At 71.7% G+C, this 16,801-nt stretch carries 13 protein-coding genes and 1 pseudogene; 11 read left to right on the top strand and 3 right to left on the bottom strand.

What is annotated here, in order from left to right:
- The 5 genes from AB0J52_RS07330 to clpX all read left to right on the top strand — a co-directional run.
- Window positions 1-1,063, top strand: a 1,063-nt coding sequence (locus AB0J52_RS07330; protein ID WP_500180696.1) for a helix-hairpin-helix domain-containing protein, incomplete at its 5' end; no start/stop codon positions are given.
- 942 nt (window positions 1,064-2,005) lie between these two features.
- Window positions 2,006-3,511 carry a trigger factor gene (gene tig, locus AB0J52_RS07325; protein WP_500180695.1) on the top strand — a complete coding sequence of 502 codons (1,506 nt, stop codon included), beginning with the start codon at window positions 2,006-2,008 and terminating at the stop codon, window positions 3,509-3,511.
- Between the two features lie 367 nt (window positions 3,512-3,878).
- On the top strand, window positions 3,879-4,511 hold the full coding sequence (locus AB0J52_RS07320; protein ID WP_117360822.1) for a ClpP family protease: 633 nt from the start codon (window positions 3,879-3,881) through the stop codon (window positions 4,509-4,511).
- Window positions 4,512-4,540: 29 nt separating this feature from the next.
- Window positions 4,541-5,218 carry an ATP-dependent Clp protease proteolytic subunit gene (locus AB0J52_RS07315; RefSeq protein ID WP_500180694.1) on the top strand — a complete coding sequence of 226 codons (678 nt, stop codon included), beginning with the start codon at window positions 4,541-4,543 and terminating at the stop codon, window positions 5,216-5,218.
- 193 nt (window positions 5,219-5,411) lie between these two features.
- Window positions 5,412-6,686 carry an ATP-dependent Clp protease ATP-binding subunit ClpX gene (gene clpX, locus AB0J52_RS07310; protein WP_500180693.1) on the top strand — a complete coding sequence of 425 codons (1,275 nt, stop codon included), beginning with the start codon at window positions 5,412-5,414 and terminating at the stop codon, window positions 6,684-6,686.
- 235 nt (window positions 6,687-6,921) lie between these two features.
- On the opposite strand, the gene AB0J52_RS07305 is transcribed toward clpX, so the two are convergent.
- Both AB0J52_RS07305 and AB0J52_RS07300 read right to left on the bottom strand, forming a co-directional pair.
- Complete coding sequence (locus AB0J52_RS07305) at window positions 6,922-7,680, bottom strand: response regulator transcription factor (RefSeq protein WP_500180692.1); 759 nt, start codon at window positions 7,678-7,680, stop codon at window positions 6,922-6,924.
- An 85-nt stretch (window positions 7,681-7,765) separates the two neighbouring features.
- Window positions 7,766-8,617 carry a hypothetical protein gene (locus tag AB0J52_RS07300; RefSeq protein ID WP_500180691.1) on the bottom strand — a complete coding sequence of 284 codons (852 nt, stop codon included), beginning with the start codon at window positions 8,615-8,617 and terminating at the stop codon, window positions 7,766-7,768.
- Window positions 8,618-8,690: 73 nt separating this feature from the next.
- Here AB0J52_RS07300 and AB0J52_RS07295 point away from each other — a divergent pair, with 73 nt between their 5' ends.
- From AB0J52_RS07295 to AB0J52_RS07285, 3 genes are all read left to right on the top strand, one after another.
- Window positions 8,691-11,330 carry a valine--tRNA ligase gene (locus tag AB0J52_RS07295; RefSeq protein WP_500180690.1) on the top strand — a complete coding sequence of 880 codons (2,640 nt, stop codon included), beginning with the start codon at window positions 8,691-8,693 and terminating at the stop codon, window positions 11,328-11,330.
- A gap of 438 nt (window positions 11,331-11,768) precedes the next feature.
- Entirely contained in the window at window positions 11,769-12,389 is a 621-nt protein-coding gene (locus AB0J52_RS07290; protein WP_500180689.1) for a ComEA family DNA-binding protein, read from the top strand.
- Window positions 12,390-12,466: 77 nt separating this feature from the next.
- A complete protein-coding gene (locus tag AB0J52_RS07285; protein WP_500180688.1) occupies window positions 12,467-13,210 on the top strand; it encodes a hypothetical protein in 744 nt (247 codons plus the stop codon).
- Here the strand turns inward: AB0J52_RS07285 and AB0J52_RS07280 are convergent.
- Window positions 13,207-14,400: a folylpolyglutamate synthase/dihydrofolate synthase family protein gene (locus tag AB0J52_RS07280; protein WP_500180687.1), complete on the bottom strand. Its 1,194-nt coding sequence runs from the start codon at window positions 14,398-14,400 to the stop codon at window positions 13,207-13,209. The genes AB0J52_RS07285 and AB0J52_RS07280 overlap by 4 nt on opposite strands.
- Before the next feature lie 163 nt (window positions 14,401-14,563).
- On the opposite strand from AB0J52_RS07280, the gene AB0J52_RS07275 reads away from it, so the two are divergent.
- From AB0J52_RS07275 to AB0J52_RS07265, 3 genes and pseudogenes are all read left to right on the top strand, one after another.
- Window positions 14,564-15,961, top strand: coding sequence for a bifunctional folylpolyglutamate synthase/dihydrofolate synthase (locus AB0J52_RS07275; RefSeq protein WP_500180697.1), 1,398 nt, complete (start codon window positions 14,564-14,566; stop codon window positions 15,959-15,961).
- A complete protein-coding gene (locus tag AB0J52_RS07270; RefSeq protein ID WP_500180686.1) occupies window positions 15,958-16,284 on the top strand; it encodes a DUF4233 domain-containing protein in 327 nt (108 codons plus the stop codon). Before AB0J52_RS07275 ends, AB0J52_RS07270 begins: the two co-directional genes overlap by 4 nt.
- Window positions 16,285-16,400: 116 nt before the next feature.
- Window positions 16,401-16,801, top strand: a pseudogene (locus AB0J52_RS07265) (hypothetical protein); the annotation flags it as partial.

The following is a 16,801-nucleotide window of genomic DNA, read 5'->3' as shown; positions in this document are numbered from 1 at the left end:
CCCGAAGTCCATCGGCGTCGGCCAGTACCAGCACGACGTGTCCGAGCTGAAGCTGTCCCGCTCGCTGGACGCCGCGGTCGAGGACGCCGTGAACGCCGTCGGCGTGGACGTCAACACCGCGTCCGCCCCGCTGCTGACCCGGGTGTCCGGCATCGGCGAGAGCCTGGCCGCCTCGATCGTCGCGCACCGCGACGAGAACGGCCCGTTCCGCACCCGCGACGGCCTGCGCGGCGTCGCCCGGCTCGGCCCGAAGGCGTTCGAGCAGTGCGCGGGCTTCCTGCGCATCCCCGGCGGCGACGACCCGCTCGACGCCTCCGCCGTCCACCCCGAGTCGTACCCGGTCGTCCGGCGCATCCTGGACGCCGCCGGCACCGACATCAAGTCGCTGATCGGCAACACCGCCGCGCTGCGCTCGCTGAAGCCGCAGCAGTTCGTGGACGAGAACGTCGGCCTGCCGACCGTCACCGACATCCTGGCCGAGCTGGAGAAGCCGGGCCGCGACCCGCGTCCCGCCTTCAGGACCGCCACCTTCAAGGAGGGCGTCGACAAGCTCGCCGACCTCCAGCAGGGGATGATCCTGGAGGGCGTGGTCACCAACGTGGCCGCGTTCGGCGCGTTCGTGGACGTCGGCGTCCACCAGGACGGCCTGGTCCACATCTCCGCCATGTCCAGCAAGTTCGTCGAGGACCCGCGCGACGTCGTCAAGCCCGGCGACATCGTCCGCGTCAAGGTCCTGGACGTCGACCTGCAGCGCAAGCGCATCTCCCTCACCCTCCGGCTGGAGGACGAGACCGAGCGTCCGAAGGCCGGCGACCGCCCGGACAACCGCCAGCGCGGCGGGGGCGGCGGCCGGCGCGGCGGCGAGCAGCGTGGCGGGGACCGGCGCGGCGGCGGCCAGCAGCGCCGCCAGGGCGGCGGCAACGGAGGCGGCGCCAACGGGGGCGGCGGAGGCCGCGGCCGTCAGGGCGGGAGCGCTCCGGTCGGCAACAGCGCCATGGCCGACGCCCTGCGCCGCGCGGGCCTGGACAAGGGCCTCCCCAAGCAGGACCGCCGCGGCAAGTGACCGGAACCCCCGGCCGCTGAACGCCGTACCGACCCGCTGAACGCCGTACCGCTGAACGGCCTTCCAGGCCGCTGAACGAGCTTCCGGGCCGTGTCCTCGTCTGACGCCGAGGACACGGCCCGGAAGCCTTCGGAAGGCGCGGATCCCGTGTGGTCGGCACGAGATCCGCGCTTGGTCTGAGGGGGCGGCACCGGGGGATTCCCGTTCGAACCAGGCATGTCCCCTTCACCGCGCCTGAACACCCCGAACGGATAATAACCGCGCCTGCTACTTTCTTCCCGCAAATAGCGTCGAACTGGGTTGGCTAATACCTCAGCACAACGTTAATGCAAAGTTAGAAAGGTAAGGGCGGCGACGGGAAAAGCGTCGGTGAGAATCCACTGGCGGTGGTGCCGTGGCCGGCGTCCGGGCGCCCGGACGTTCCCGCTGCGCGGCGCGCCTGCGGACGTCCGCGCGTCGGTGAGCCCGCCCGGCTGGACGAAGCAGCCGGACGTCCGCGATATGGCGCACTGCTTTACCGGGACACGACCGTTCAGGCCCACCCGCATTTGGAAAGCACGCGCACCCTGGGTAGGAGCGCGCTCGGCGGGCCGTTCTGCGACCGGTACGGCCCTCCCGGCGTCCGGGCGCGCCTGGACGGCCCGCCCCGGGGCGGGAGGCGCCGCTGGTACGGGTGGGGAGGCGCTGCTGGTAGAGGTGCGATGCGGGGGAGGCGCGACTGGTAACGTCCAGGGGGTTGACCCGAGCCGGGGAGCGCGGTCCCGGAACGAACCGCCGATGTCCGCAGTTCCCCCGGTTACCCCATAGACTTGGCGCGCATGGGCGCGGAGCCGGTCCTTCGGCGTGCCCGCCCTGTCCGCGAGCCAGAGAGACTGACACAGGCTGAGCAAGCGCGTCGAACGCCGCGGCCGAGACAGTGCCCGATCAAGGAGACCTACCCCAGTGAAGACCGATGTCGAGGAGCTGACCCCCACGCGGGTCAAGCTCACCGTCGAGGTTCCGTTCGACGAGCTCAAGCCGAACCTCGACAAGGCGTACCAGGAGATCTCGCGCCAGGTGCGGATCAAGGGCTTCCGGCCCGGCAAGGTCCCCGCCCGCCTGATCGACCAGTACGTGGGGCGTGGCGCGGTCCTCCAGGAGGCCGTCAACGACGCCCTGCCCGAGCTCTACGGCCGCGCCGTCGAGGAGAAGGAGATCTTCGTCCTCGGCCAGCCGGACGTCGAGGTCACCGAGCTCGACGACAACGAGAAGTTCGCCTTCACCGCCGAGGTCGACATCCGGCCGAAGTTCGAGGTGCCGGACTACGACGGCCTCGAGGTCGTCGTCGAGGACGCCGAGGTCACCGACGAGAAGGTCGCCGAGACCCTCGACAGCCTGCGGGAGCGCTTCGCCTCCCTGACCACCGTCGAGCGCGCCGCCGAGAAGGGCGACTTCGCCACCATCGACATCGCCGCCGAGATCGACGGCGAGTCGGTCGAGGACGCGGCCACCTCCGGCTACTCCTACGAGGTCGGCAGCGAGGGCGCCATCGAGGGCCTGGACGAGGCCGTCACCGGCCTGTCCGCCGGCGAGTCCAAGACCTTCACCTCCAAGCTGGTCGGCGGCGAGAAGGCCGGCGAGGACGCCGAGATCACCGTCACCGTGCAGTCGGTCAAGGTCAAGGACCTGCCCGAGGCCGACGACGAGTTCGCGCAGCTCGCCTCCGAGTTCGACACCATCGACGAGCTCCGCGAGGACGTCCGCACCCGGCTCGGCCGCCAGGTCCGCATGCAGCAGCTCTCCGACGCCCGCGACAAGGCGCTCGAGGCCCTGCTGGAGAAGGTCGAGATCCCGCTGCCGGACGCCGTCGTCCAGCAGGAGGTCGACCGCCGCTACCAGCAGCTCGACCAGCAGCTGCAGATGGCCGGCATGACCCGCGAGGACTACCTCAAGGACGAGGAGAAGTCCGAGGAGGAGTTCGACCAGGAGGTCAAGGACGCCTCGGCCCTCGCCGTCAAGGGCGGCTTCGTCCTCGACCAGCTCGCCGTCCAGGAGGAGCTGGGCGTCGAGAACGAGGAGCTCAGCGAGTACGTCGTCACCCAGGCGATGCAGATGGGCGTCGCGCCCCAGCAGCTCGCCCAGTACCTCACCGAGAACAACCAGCTCCCGGCGATCGTCTCCGAGGTCCTGCGCAGCAAGGCCCTCAACCTGATCGTCGAGCACGTCACGCTGAAGACCGAGTCCGGTGAGACCCTGGACGTCGAGGCCATCCAGCGCGAGCTGGACGGCGGCGAGACCGTCGAGGCCGGCGAGGGCGTGGCCGAGGAGGCCCAGGAGATCGCCGACGTCGCCGCCGACGCGGACGCCGCCGACGAGGCCGACCGCGAGCAGGCCCAGGAGGCCAACGCGGACGCCGCGGCCGAGGCCGACGCCGAGGACGCCAAGAAGGGCACCGAGAAGGACGCCTGACGCCCCTTCTGACGCCCGTGCGCCCCGCAACCCCTTCAGGGTTGCGGGGCGCACGCGTTCACGGCCCGGCCGCCCCCTCAGCCCGGCCCCGGCGGGGAAGGGCCCGGACGAGGCCGACGGGACGCACGAGGCCGACGGGATGCACGGGCCCGAGGGACGCACGGGGCCGACGGGACACGCGGGGAGCAGGCCCGGCGGAACCGGCGGACCGCCGCCCCCGGACGCCGCGCCTACGCGACGAGGGGCCGTTCTCGCCATCGGTACGCCCCTGGCGAAAAGCAGGGCCCTCGGGCTTAACCGGGGTCGCGGGCGCGTTAATGTCCAATCATCCGAACCGATTAAAGGACCGGAGGAACACCCGGTGAGCATGCCTCCGACTTTCGACGAGTCGTCCCGGATCCAGGCGCGGGTGGCCGAGGCGCCGCTGCTGCCCCTGGGCGACCAGCTCTTCCAGCGGCTGCTGCGCGAACGGATCGTCTTCCTCGGCCAGCAGGTCGACGACGACATCGCCAACCGCATCTGCGCGGAGCTGCTGCTGCTGTCGGCCGAGGACGGCCGCCGCGACATCACGCTCTACATCAACTCGCCCGGCGGCTCGGTGACGGCCGGCATGGCGATCTACGACATCATGCAGTACGTCCCGAACGACATCGTCACGGTCGGGATGGGGCTGGCGGCGTCGATGGGGCAGTTCCTGCTCTGCGCGGGCACCACGGGCAAGCGCTACGCCCTGCCGCACGCGCGGATCATGATGCACCAGCCGTCCGGCGGGATCGGCGGCACGGCGTCCGACATCAAGATCCAGGCCGAGCAGATGCTGTACGTCAAGAAGACGCTCGCCGAGAAGATCGCCGCCCACACCGGCCAGCCGCTGGACCAGATCGAGCGCGACTCCGACCGGGACCGCTGGTTCACCGCCGAGGAGGCCAAGGACTACGGCTTCGTCGACCACGTGGTGCTCAGCGCCAACCAGGTGCCCTCCGAGGGCACGGTCAGCTGACGAATCATCCCGAAGCGGAGGCACAGCAAGTGAGCGAACTGTACCGGCCCCAGATCCAGGCGGGCGGCACCGGAGCGGTGATGCCGGTGGACAACCGCTACATCATCCCGTCCTTCGTCGAGCGCACCACGTACGGGGTCAAGGAGATGAACCCGTACAACAAGCTCTTCGAAGAGCGCATCATCTTCCTCGGCGTGCAGATCGACGACGCCTCGGCGAACGACGTGATGGCCCAGCTCATCACGCTCGAGTCGATCGACCCCGACCGTGACATCAGCATCTACATCAACTCGCCCGGCGGCTCCTTCACCGCCATGACGGCGATCTACGACACGATGCAGTTCGTCAAGCCGGACATCCAGACGGTCTGCATCGGCCAGGCGGCCTCGGCCGCGGCCGTGCTGCTCGCCGCCGGCACCCCCGGCAAGCGCGCCGCGCTGCCGAACTCGCGGATCCTGATCCACCAGCCGGCGACCGAGGGCACCTACGGCCAGTCGTCCGACATCGAGATCCAGGCCCGCGAGATCATGCGGATCCGCGAGCTGCTCGAGGACATCCTGGCCACCCACTCCGGGCGCGACCTGGAGGAGGTCCGCCGGGACATCGAGCGGGACAAGATCCTCACGGCCCGGGAGGCCAAGGAGTACGGCCTGATCGACGATGTCTTCGCCAGCAGGAAGCGCAAAGCCGAGGTAGTGTCGTCCTGATAAGGCGGCGCTGACGGCGTCCCCTCGGGAGGACGCGTTGGGCCCCCGTCCGGCCGGTACGGGACGGGCGGGGGGCTTAACAACTCCCTGCGAGGCGGTAACGTCGAATCCAACGCCTGGAGCCTCCGGGACCAGACCCCAGCCGCAGCGGATGGCCGAACAGGCCGCGGCCCCACGAAAAGGAGACAGTTGGGTGGCACGCATCGGCGACGGTGGTGACCTGCTCAAGTGCTCGTTCTGCGGGAAGAGCCAGAAGCAGGTCAAGAAGCTCATCGCGGGTCCGGGCGTGTACATCTGCGACGAGTGCATCGATCTCTGCAACGAGATCATCGAGGAGGAGCTCTCCGAGACCTCCGATCTCAAGTGGGACAGCCTGCCCAAGCCGCGGGAGATCTACGAGTTCCTCGACTCCTACGTGATCGGGCAGGAGACGGCCAAGAAGGCCCTCTCCGTCGCCGTCTACAACCACTACAAGCGGATCCAGTCCGGTGACACGGGCTCGGGCGACGGGGTCGAGCTGGGGAAGTCGAACATCCTGCTCCTCGGCCCCACCGGATCGGGTAAGACCCTGCTCGCGCAGACGCTCGCCAAGCTCCTCAACGTCCCGTTCGCCATCGCGGACGCCACGGCGCTGACGGAGGCCGGCTACGTCGGCGAGGATGTCGAGAACATCCTGCTGAAACTGATCCAGGCGGCCGACTACGACGTCAAGAAGGCCGAGACCGGGATCATCTACATCGACGAGGTCGACAAGATCGCCCGCAAGAGCGAGAACCCGTCGATCACCCGCGACGTCTCGGGCGAGGGCGTCCAGCAGGCGCTGCTGAAGATCCTGGAGGGGACCACCGCGAGCGTCCCGCCGCAGGGCGGCCGCAAGCACCCGCACCAGGAGTTCATCCAGATCGACACCACCAACGTGCTGTTCATCTGCGGTGGCGCGTTCGCCGGGCTGGAGAAGATCGTCGAGTCCCGGGTCGGCAAGCAGGGCATGGGCTTCGGCGCGGTGATCCGCTCCAAGTCCGACTTCGACGAGGCGGCCAACGTCCTCGGCGACGTCATGCCGGAGGACCTGCTGAAGTTCGGGATGATCCCCGAGTTCATCGGCCGGCTCCCCGTGATCACCAGCGTGCACAACCTGGACCGCGAGGCGCTGATCAACATCCTCACGGTGCCGAAGAACGCGCTGGTCCGCCAGTACCACCGGCTGTTCGAGCTGGACGGCGTCGACCTGGAGTTCACCGACGACGCCCTGGAGGCCATCGCCGACCAGGCCATCCTGCGCGGCACCGGCGCCCGCGGCCTGCGCGCGATCATGGAAGAGGTCCTGCTGTCGGTGATGTACGAGGTCCCGTCCCGGCAGGACGTGGCCCGCGTCGTCATCACCCGCGAGGCCGTCCTCGAACACGTCAACCCGACCCTCGTCCCGCGTGAGCGCAACAAGCGCGAACCACGCGAGAAGAGCGCCTGACCCACGCTGAAGCCCGCCACCGACCGGTGGCGGGCTTTTTCGTGGTTCAGGGCACCTAGGGCCTGTCTCGAAGTGGCCGCCTCAGCCACGCGCGCGAACGCGTGACCTGCCCGGTGGAGCGAAGCCGGAGGCGAGCGGAAGCGGGCAGATCGCGGAGCGATGCCGCGTTCGCCCAGGCGCGGTCACGTAGCGAGCCGTTAGGCGAGCGAAGTGGGCCGGGACTTTGAAACACAGCCTAGTTCCTGCCGGACTCGCCGAGGCCGGCCTCCCGGGCCATGACGATGGCCTGGGCGCGGTCCGCCACCTGCAGCTTCATGAAGATGTTGGAGACGTGGTTGCGGACGGTCTTGGTCGACAGGAACAGCGCGGACGCGATGTCGGCGTTGCCGCGGCCCTGCGCGATCAGCTCCAGCACCTCCCGCTCCCGCTCGGTGAGCTGCGGGAACGCGGTCTGCTTGGGATGCGGCATGCCCGCGAAGTAGGTCAGGACGCGCCGCGCGATCTCCGGGCCGTAGATGGCCTCGCCTGCGGCGACCGCCCGGACGGCGCGCGCGATCTCCTCGGCCCCGGACTCCTTGAGCAGGTAGCCGCGGGCGCCCGCGCGCATGGCGGCGAAGACGGAGTCGTCGTCCTGGAACATGGTGAGGACCAGGACCCCGGTGCGGGGGCTGGAGCGGGTGATCGTGCGGGTGGCCTCCAGGCCGTTCCCGCCGGGCATGTGCAGGTCCATGACGACCACGTCCGGCCGCAGCTCGGCGGCCAGCCGGACCGCGTCCGGGCCGCTCTCGGCCTCGCCCACGACCTCCACGCCGAGCGCCTGGAGCAGGCCGCGCAGGCCCTGCCGGAACACCGGGTGGTCGTCGCTGATCAGGACCCGGATCGGGCCGGCGGCGCGCTCGGCGCCGCCCTCACCGCCGCCGGGCCCGGTGGCGGGCTCGGTCGCGGCCTCTGCGGCGGGCTCGCTGCTGTTCTCACTGCCGGCTGCGGTGTCCATGCTCGTCCTCCGGCGGCCGCGTCCCCTACCCGCGCCGTGGCGGCCTGCACCGCGCGGGTAGGGGGGATCGTACCCGTGGGGGCGGTTACTTCTTCTGCTCCACCGCGTCGCGGAACGTCCGCATCAGGGCGGCGGTGTCGCTGATCGTCGACCCCGTCTTGGTCGGGACGATCGCGCCGAAGCTGCTGCTGGTCGCCCAGGCGCACTCGGTGATCGTGACGCCGACCGAGCTGAGCTGGAAGCAGCCGGCCTTGCCGCCGTGCGATCCGGCGTCCACGTCCTGGACGCTCGTGCCGCTCCTGGACGCCGACGAGCGGATGCCGCTCATGAAGCTGCTCGGGTTGCCGATCGGCCCGGTCCCGCCGAAGAAGATCACGCCGGTGCTGCCGGACAGGCCGCCGCTGCTGCCGGGGTCCTTGTAGAACGCCGAGCTGACGTCGGTGACCTTGCCGTGCGTCATCGTCCGCATCTGCGTCTTCAGGCTGTCCATCTTGGACGCGAGCTGCGACTCCATCGCGGAGTCGCGGCTGCGCCCGGCGACGCTGTCAGGGGTGCTGATGGTGTACTTGTCGCCGCCCGCGCCGCTGAGCGCGACGACCGCGACCACCGCGATGACCACCAGGACGAGGCCGCCGCCGACCAGGCCGAGGACCAGGCCGGTCTTGGAGTTGCGCGGCGGGGGGCCCGGCGGGGGGCCGAAACCGGGCTGCGGCTGGGCGAAACCACCGGGCGGCTGGCCCCAGCCGGGCTGGTCCTGCTGCGCCCAGCCGGGCTGCGCGGCCGGGGGAGCCGGCGGGGACGGCTGGGCGGGCTGGCCGTAACCGGGCTGCTGGCCGTATGCGGGCTGGCCGTAGGGATTGGGGGCGCCGCCGGGGGCGGGCGGGTAACCGCCGGGATTGCCTCCCGGCGACTGGGGCGGAGGGTTCCAGCCGCTCACGTTCTCTCCTAGATCCTTGATCTCTCTTGACCCCGCACGTTATACGTGTCCGGGACCCGTAGAATCAGGGGCCGTGACTCAGCCCAGCAACGAGCCCAGCATCGAGCGCGGCGACGAGCGCGGCCGGAACGCGGCCGCCGACGTCGATCTGCCCACCCAGTACCAGCCGGCGAACGTCGAGGGCAGGCTCTACGAGCGCTGGGTAGCGGCGGGCCACTTCACGGCGGATCCGGCGCGCGATCCGGCCGCTCCCGCGTACTCGATCGTCATCCCGCCGCCGAACGTCACCGGCTCCCTGCACATGGGCCACGCCCTGGACCACTCGATCCAGGACACGCTGGTCCGGCGCCGCCGCATGCAGGGGTACGAGGTCGCCTGGATCCCCGGCATGGACCACGCGGGCATCGCCACCCAGAACGTGGTCGAGCGCGAGCTCGCCAAGGAGGGCCTGTCCCGGCACGACCTCGGCCGCGAGGCGTTCGTCGAGCGGGTCTGGAAGTGGAAGGGCGAGTCCGGCGGCCGGATCCTCGGCCAGATGCGCCGCCTCGGCGACTCGGTCGACTGGACGCGCGAGGCGTTCACGATGGACGAGGAGCGCGCCCGCGCCGTCCGCACGATCTTCAAGCGGCTGTTCGACGACGGCCTGATCTACCGCGCCGAGCGCATCATCAACTGGTGCCCGCGCTGCCTCACCGCCCTGTCCGACATCGAGGTCGAGCACTACGACCGCGAGGGCGAGCTGGTCTCGATCCGCTACTCGGACGAGATCGTCGTCGCCACCACGCGCGCCGAGACGATGCTCGGCGACACCGCCGTGGCCGTCCACCCGGACGACGAGCGGTACCGGCACCTGGTCGGGACGACGGTGGAGCTGCCGCTGACCGGCCGCCGCATCCCGGTCGTCGCCGACGAGCACGTCGACCCCGAGTTCGGCACCGGCTGCGTCAAGGTGACCCCGGCGCACGACCCGAACGACTTCGAGATCGGCCGCCGCCACGACTTGCCGACCCTGTCGGTCATGGACGAGCGCGGCGTGATCACCGCGCACGGCCCGTTCGAGGGCATGGACCGCTTCGAGGCCCGTCCGGCCGTCGTCGCCGCGCTGCGCGAGGAGGGCCGGATCGTCAAGGAGGTCCGTCCCTACGAGCACGCGGTCGGGCACTGCCAGCGCTGCTCCACGGTCGTCGAGCCGCGCGTGTCGCTGCAGTGGTTCGTCAAGGTCGAGCCGCTGGCGAAGGCCGCGGGCGACGCCGTCCGCGACGGCCGCGTCGCGATCCACCCGCCGGAGATGGCGCCCCGCTACTTCGAGTGGGTCGACAACATGCACGACTGGTGCATCAGCCGCCAGCTGTGGTGGGGGCACCGCATCCCGGTCTGGTACGGCCCGGACGGCGAGACCGCCTGCCCCGGCCCGGACGAGGAGCCGCCCGCCGGCTGGACGCAGGACACCGACGTCCTCGACACCTGGTTCTCCTCGGCGCTGTGGCCGTTCTCGACGCTCGGCTGGCCCGACTCCGGCGCCGCCGACCTCAAGCGGTTCTACCCGACGTCCGTGCTGGTCACGGGGTACGACATCCTGTTCTTCTGGGTCGCCCGGATGATGATGTTCGGCCTCTACGCGATGGACGGCGTGGCGCCGTTCCACACGATCGCGCTGCACGGCATGGTCCGCGACCAGCACGGCAAGAAGATGTCGAAGTCGTTCGGCAACGTCGTCGACCCGCTCGACTGGATCGACCGCTACGGCGCGGACGCCACCCGCTTCACGCTGCTGCGCGGCGCGAACCCCGGCGGCGACGTCCCGGTCGCCGAGGACTGGGCGCAGGGCTCGCGCAACTTCTGCAACAAGCTGTGGAACGCCACCCGGTTCGCAATGATCAACGGCGCGCACGTGCGGGGCGAACTGCCGGCCGAGGTCTCGACCGTGGACGCCTGGATCCTGTCCCGGCTCCAGCAGGTCGCCGCCGAGGTGGACGGCCACCTGGAGGCGTTCGACTTCGCCAAGGCGTGCGAGGCGCTGTACCACTTCGCGTGGGACGAGGTCTGCGACTGGTACGTGGAGCTGGCGAAAGTCCAGCTCGCCGACGAGCGCGCCGAGGCCACGCGCCGGATCCTCGGCGAGGTGCTCGACAAGCTGCTGCGGCTGCTGCACCCGGTGATCCCGTTCGTCACCGAGGAGCTGTGGACGTCGCTGACCGGCGAGGAGACGATCGTCCGCGCCGCCTGGCCGGTCGCGGACGCCGCGCGCGAGGACAAGGCCGCCGAGCTGGTCGTCGAGTCGCTGCAGCGGCTGGTCACCGAGGTCCGCCGGTTCCGCGCCGACCAGGGCCTGAAGCCCGGCCAGAAGGTCGCCGCCGCGCTGGAGTGGGGCGACTCGGGGCTGGCCGGCCTGGAGGAGGGCGTGCGGACGCTGCTGCGCCTCACCCCGCCCGGGGACGGCTTCACCGCGACCGCCTCGCTGCCCGTCGAGGGCGCGGTCGTCCGGCTCGACACGGCCGGCGCGATCGACGTCGCCGCCGAGCGCAAGCGGCTGGAGAAGGACCTCGCCGCCGCCCGCAAGGAGGTCGAGCAGACCACTCGGAAGCTGGCGAACGAGGCGTTCATGGCCAAGGCCCCCGAGGCCGTCGTCGCCAAGAACCGCGGCCGCCTCGCGCAGGCCGAGGCCGACATCGCCCGGCTGGAGGCCCAGCTCGCGGCCCTTCCGGCCGGCTGACGCGCCCGCCCTCCGGCGTCGCCCCCGTTCCGGTCGGGACGGGGGCGACGCCGTTCGCGGGAACCGGATCGGCCGCGGTGCGGTCCAAGGAGACGGCCTTTCGTACACTGGCGGTGTCTTCCGGTTCAACGCAGCGCGGGGAGAGTGATGTCCGAGTCGTCGTCGCAGTCTCCCGATCCCGCTCCGCTCCGTGCGCAGCCGCCGGTGACCGCCCCGGAGTTCGGGGTCCCGCCCGTCCCTCGGTCCTCGCCTCCGGCCAATCCCGCACCCGCACCCGCTCCTGCGCCCGCTCCGGCGGCGCCCGCGTCCCCGCCCGCCGCCGTGGTGCCGGCGGCTCCGGGAGAGGTGGCGGTGCCGCCGGCCGGGCCCGCTGAGCCCGAGCGTCCGGCCGCGCCTCCGAAGGACGCTTCGCCGTCGCAGCCGACGCCGATCGTGAACGTGAACGTCCACATCCCGCCGACGCCGCCCCTGCCGCCGCCGCATCCCGTGCCTCCGGTCGCGCCGCGTCCGCCCGCCGCCGCGCCGCCGCCACCGCCGCCGCCCGCCGGGCTGGACGGCACCACGCACGCGCTGCACCTGATCTTGACCGTGGTGACATGCGGGCTCTGGATTCCGGTGTGGATCGTGCACGCGGTCGTCGCGGGCAACCGGCGGCCGCCCCTGCCGCCCGTGCCCCCACCGCAGCCCTGGCAGCAGCCGACCAGCGCCGAGCAGGCCAACCGCGCGGCCGTGCAGCACATGAACGCCCGCGCGCAGCGCCGCCGCGAGGCCCGCGCCCTCGCCGCCGGGAACCCGCTGATGGCCCGCGAGCTGCGGATCGGACGCACCGACCTGCCGCCCGCCCAGCGCCCCTACGACGACGGCGGGCTGATCGACGTCAACGCCGTCCCGGCGCTGGAGCTGACGCGCTTCGGGCTGACGCCCGAGCAGGCCGAGCGGGCCGTGGACCTGCGCGACGAGACGGGCGGCTTCACCTCCGCCGAGGATCTGGCCGTCGTGTGCGACCTGCCGCCGCGGCTGGTGCCCGAACTGGTGGAATACGGGCTCTACTTGCGCTGACCCCGATCCGGAATACCGGCGTGCCGGCGGGGCGTGTCCGGATACGATCCTGCCGTCCGTCCGAGCGCAGGAGAGCGATGCCCGATCCGCCGGTTCCGCCGTCCCGTTGGGGCGATTCGCCGCCCTGGTGGCTGACCGCCGAGACGCTGGACGACGCGGCGCTGGACGACGAGCCGCCGCCGTCCGACGCGTCCGGGAACGAGGCGCCGTCCGAGGCGAGAGCCGCCGCGTCCGCTGAAGAAGAGGTTCCCCGGCCGGATTCGACCGCGAGCGGGGCCCGGACGTCCGCGCGGCGACCGCGACGGAAGGCCATGCTGCTCGGTGCGGTCGGCGGCCTCTGCGCCGTGGTCGCGGCCGTGGTGGGAGGGGCGTTCCTGCTGGACGGCGAGGACGGCGGCACCGGGAAGCGGATCACCCTGGCCTCGCAGGCGGGCGGCCTGCACAGGGCCGCCGCCGATCCGGCCGCCAGCACCGCCTACCCGTTCATCGCCGAGGCCGTGCGGCGCGGCGGCATCGCCTGGACGCGCCAGACGTCGGCCGTGTACTCCGGCGACATGCGCGACATCCTGTTCGTCGGTGGCACCGCCGCGATCTCCGATCCCGCCGCGTTCCTGGAGAGGGCGAAGCCCAACACCGTGCTGGCCTTCCGGCACGTCGGACGGGGTGTCTGCGGGACGTTCGCGGTGCTGTCCGCCGTGCACCCGTACTGCGCCTGGGCGACGTCCGACTCATACGGGTTCGTGGCGTCGAACGTCCCGGCGCGGGACGCGGGGGACCTCGCCGGACTCGTCCCGCGCATGCGCGCCGACCTGGAGCGTTAGGCGACGAAGAGCCGCTCGACATCGGCGTCCAGGACGTCCAGGAGCAGCCCTACGAAGTAGACGGTGCCGAGCGCGAGGATGTGCGGACCGCGCCCCGCGAGAGCCTCTACGGACAGCTCAGAGGCGTTGAGGACGTCCCACGTGGGCGGTAGGGGGCGCGAGAACCGCAGATGGGCGTGCGGCAGCCGGACGAACGTGACCGCGAGGCCGCCGAGTTCGGCGACCGCGCCGTCCAGGTCCTTGTGGTCGGGCAGGCAGACGAGGACGTGATCGACCGGGCCCCAGCGGCCGCGCGCCGCCTCCAGCGCGGCGGCGACGCCGGCCCGGTTGATCGCCGAGTCCGCGAGGACTTCGAGGCCGTCCCGGGCGTGGACGGAGAGCCGTCCGGGCAGGGCGACCGTGCTCAGCACCTCGCGCACGCGCGCGTCGGCAGGCGGGCATCCTAGGAGTTCCGCCAAACGCAGGCCCGCCAGCACGCCCGTTCTGGCGTTCGCTCGGCTGAGGCCTGGCGGCAGGAGGTCGTCCCAGGAGTCGTCCACAGCCAGGTCAATGTCACCTCTGGCGTCCAGGACGGGTGCGACCTCGGCCGACTGCGGGGCGGAGACCACCGCGCGCGTCTCCGGAACGATCACCGCGGCCTTCTCGGCGGCGATCTCCGGGACGGTATCCCCCAATACACCCAGATGCTCCCCGAAGATCGGCGTCACGGCCACGACCGTCGCCGGGAAAAGGCTGATCTCGTCCGAACCGCCGCCCATTCCGGCTTCCAATACGACCACGTCCGCCTCGACATCGCGCGCGTGCACGAGCCCGGCCAAAGTGAAGAGACCGGCGGGGGAGAGATAACCATCGGACGGCGGCGGAAGCCGCTTTATCGCCGTGTCGAGGCTTGCGGCCAATGCGGCGAAATCGTCCGGCGAGAGGGCGCGTCCGTCGACGCGGATCCGGTCGCGGTTCGAGCGGTGCCCGGGGCTCATCACCGAGACCACCCGCAACCCGGCCGCCGCGACGGTCGCGGAGGCGTACGTCGCGGCCGTCCCCTTGCCCTTGGAACCGACCACGGCGAGGACCGGGACGCCGTCGGGCGGCACCTCCAGGACCCCCGCCAGCTCGCGGGCACGGGCTATCGAGCGCCGCGAGCCCGGCCTCCGGGCCGTCCACTCGCGGAAGAACACCTGATCAGCGGCCATCCGACGGAGGATATCCACAGGAGCGCCGGGTGTGGGCGGCCCTGCGGCGAGGCGCGAGTAGGCTTCCTGTGTCGGCAGAAAACGCACCGCTGAACAGGCAGGGAACCAAGACGTGAGTCAGGTGACGGGGCCGCCGGGCTACCGCGACGCGATCAGCGCGATCATGAGCCGTGGGGTCGAGTGGGACATCGACCCGACCCTCGACCGGGTCCGCGAGCTGGTGGACGTGCTGGGCGAGCCGCAGCGCGCCTATCCGGTGATCCACGTGGCGGGCACCAACGGCAAGTCCAGCACCGCGCGGCTGATCGAGGCGCTGCTGCGCGAGCGCGGCCTGCGCACCGGCCTGTACACCAGCCCCGAGCTGACCACCCTGCGCGAGCGCATCGCGATCGACGGCGAGCCGGTCTCCGAGGAGCGGTTCGTCGAGGTCTGGGAGGACGTCCGGCCCTACGTCGAGCTCGTCGACGCCCGCGCCGCCGAGGCCGCCGGGCCGGACGGGGCCGCCGCGAAGCTGTCGTTCTTCGAGGTGCTGACGGCGATGGCGTTCGCGGCCTTCGCCGACGCGCCGGTCGACGTCGCGGTCGTCGAGGTCGGCATGGGCGGCTCCTGGGACGCCACCAACGTCGCCGACGGCGCCGTCGCCGTGATCACCCCGGTCGGCCTCGACCACACCGCCTATCTGGGCGACACCATCGAGGAGATCGCCGCCGAGAAGGCCGGGATCATCAAGCCGGGCCAGATCGTGGTGGTGGAGCAGCAACCGCTCCCGGCCGCCGAGGTCCTGCTGCACCGGGTCGCCGAGGTCGGCGCGATCGCGGCGCGCGAGGGCATCGAGTACGGCGTCGTCCACCGGGACGTGGCGTTCGGCGGCCAGATGATCGACGTGCGCGGGCTGCACGGCCAGTACGACGAGATCTTCCTGCCGCTGTTCGGCGAGCACCAGGCGAGCAACGCCGCGACCGCCCTCGCGGCGGTGGAGGCGTTCGCGTCCGGCGCGCCGACGCGCGGCGAGCACAACCTCGAGGCAGCCACCCGGATCGCCGCCGGGGAGGACTACACCGGCGGCGACGACGGGCAGCTCGACCCGGCGCTGGTGCGCAGCGGGTTCGCCAAGTCCGCCTCGCCGGGCCGGCTGGAGGTCGCCCGCACCGGCCCGACCGTGCTGATCGACGCCTCGCACAACCCGGCCGGGATGGCCGCGACGGTCAACACGATCACCGAGTCGTTCGGCTTCACCCGGCTCGTCGGCGTGCTCGCGATCGCCGCCGACAAGGACGTCGCGGGCGTGCTCGACCAGCTCGAACCCGTCCTCGCCGAGCTGGTGGTGACGGGCAACTCCTCGCCGCGCACGCTGCCGCCGGAGGAGCTCGCCGAGGTCGCCGAGGGCGCGTTCGGCCCCGAGCGGGTGCACGTCGTCGAGCGGCTCGACGACGCGATCGACCGCGCGATCGGCCTCGCCGAGGAGACCGGCGAGTACCGGGGCGCGGGCGTGCTGATCACGGGATCGGTCGTCACCGCCGGCGAGGCGCGCACCCTGCTGCGGGTGGGAGCGGGCCGATGAACCCCGAACGGCGGCTGTACTCGACGGTCCTCGCGTGCGAGGCCATCGTCATCGGGCTGGCGATCCCGGTCGCGATCTCGGTGCAGAAGGTGGACGGCTCGGTCGCGGGCTGGATCGGCGGCTCGCTGGCGGTGCTGTGCCTGCTGGCCTGCGGCGTCATGGGGCGCCCGTGGGGCTTCGCGGTGGGCACGGTGCTGCAGGTCCTGGTCCTGCTGACCGGCTTCATGGTTCCGATGATGTTCATCCTCGGCGTGCTGTTCGGTGCGCTGTGGGCCACGGCGTTTTGGCTGGGTCGCCAGGCGGAAAAGGCTCAGGCGCGCTAAATTCCCGGGGAAGGCAGCCGAATTCCGCCCGCCGATCATTTCGTCATGACGAAATAGCGAACATTCTGGACATCATTCTCTGATGCGGCGGGCGGCCTTTCCGTAGGAGCAAGGCCGTGTCCTCCTCGAGCGAACCGCCACGCCGCCCGTCCCCGGACGACGAGCCCGCCGACCGCTTCCGCGCCACCACTCCGGAAGCGGCCGACGGCCCCGTCCGCCCGGACGGCCCGACCGTGGTCCTGCCGTCCGGTTCTTCCGCCGAGGACACCGGAGCCGCCTCTCCACCGGGTGGTCCCGCCGGGGCGGACGGGCCGGAGGCCGGGTACCCCGAGGCGGACGCGCAGGCCAGGGACCTCGGCCGTCCCGACGGCCCGACGGTGGTCCTGACGTCCGACTTCCTCCGCACGGCCGTCCCGCAGCCCCCGCCCGCCCGCCCCGACGAGCCGACGCACCCCGCCGACGAGCCCGTGCACACCGCCGATCACCCGGTGCCTACCGCCGACTCGCCGCCCAGCGC

The organism is Spirillospora sp. NPDC049652 (assembly GCF_040675125.1).
Taxonomy (GTDB): domain Bacteria; phylum Actinomycetota; class Actinomycetes; order Streptosporangiales; family Streptosporangiaceae; genus Spirillospora.
Note: the sequence above shows the minus strand (reverse complement) of the source record. Positions and strands in the feature narration are given on the sequence as shown.

What these genes read in the sequence shown, in the direction of transcription:
- AB0J52_RS07285 (WP_500180688.1), top strand. Translation starts at nt 12,467, where the DNA reads ATGCCCGATCCGCCGGTTCCGCCGTCCCGTTGGGGCGATTCGCCGCCC.
- AB0J52_RS07320 (WP_117360822.1), top strand. Translation starts at nt 3,879, where the DNA reads ATGCCTCCGACTTTCGACGAGTCGTCCCGGATCCAGGCGCGGGTGGCC.
- AB0J52_RS07270 (WP_500180686.1), top strand. Translation starts at nt 15,958, where the DNA reads ATGAACCCCGAACGGCGGCTGTACTCGACGGTCCTCGCGTGCGAGGCC.
- AB0J52_RS07305 (WP_500180692.1), bottom strand. Translation starts at nt 7,680, where the DNA reads ATGGACACCGCAGCCGGCAGTGAGAACAGCAGCGAGCCCGCCGCAGAG.
- AB0J52_RS07275 (WP_500180697.1), top strand. Translation starts at nt 14,564, where the DNA reads ATGAGCCGTGGGGTCGAGTGGGACATCGACCCGACCCTCGACCGGGTC.
- AB0J52_RS07280 (WP_500180687.1), bottom strand. Translation starts at nt 14,400, where the DNA reads ATGGCCGCTGATCAGGTGTTCTTCCGCGAGTGGACGGCCCGGAGGCCG.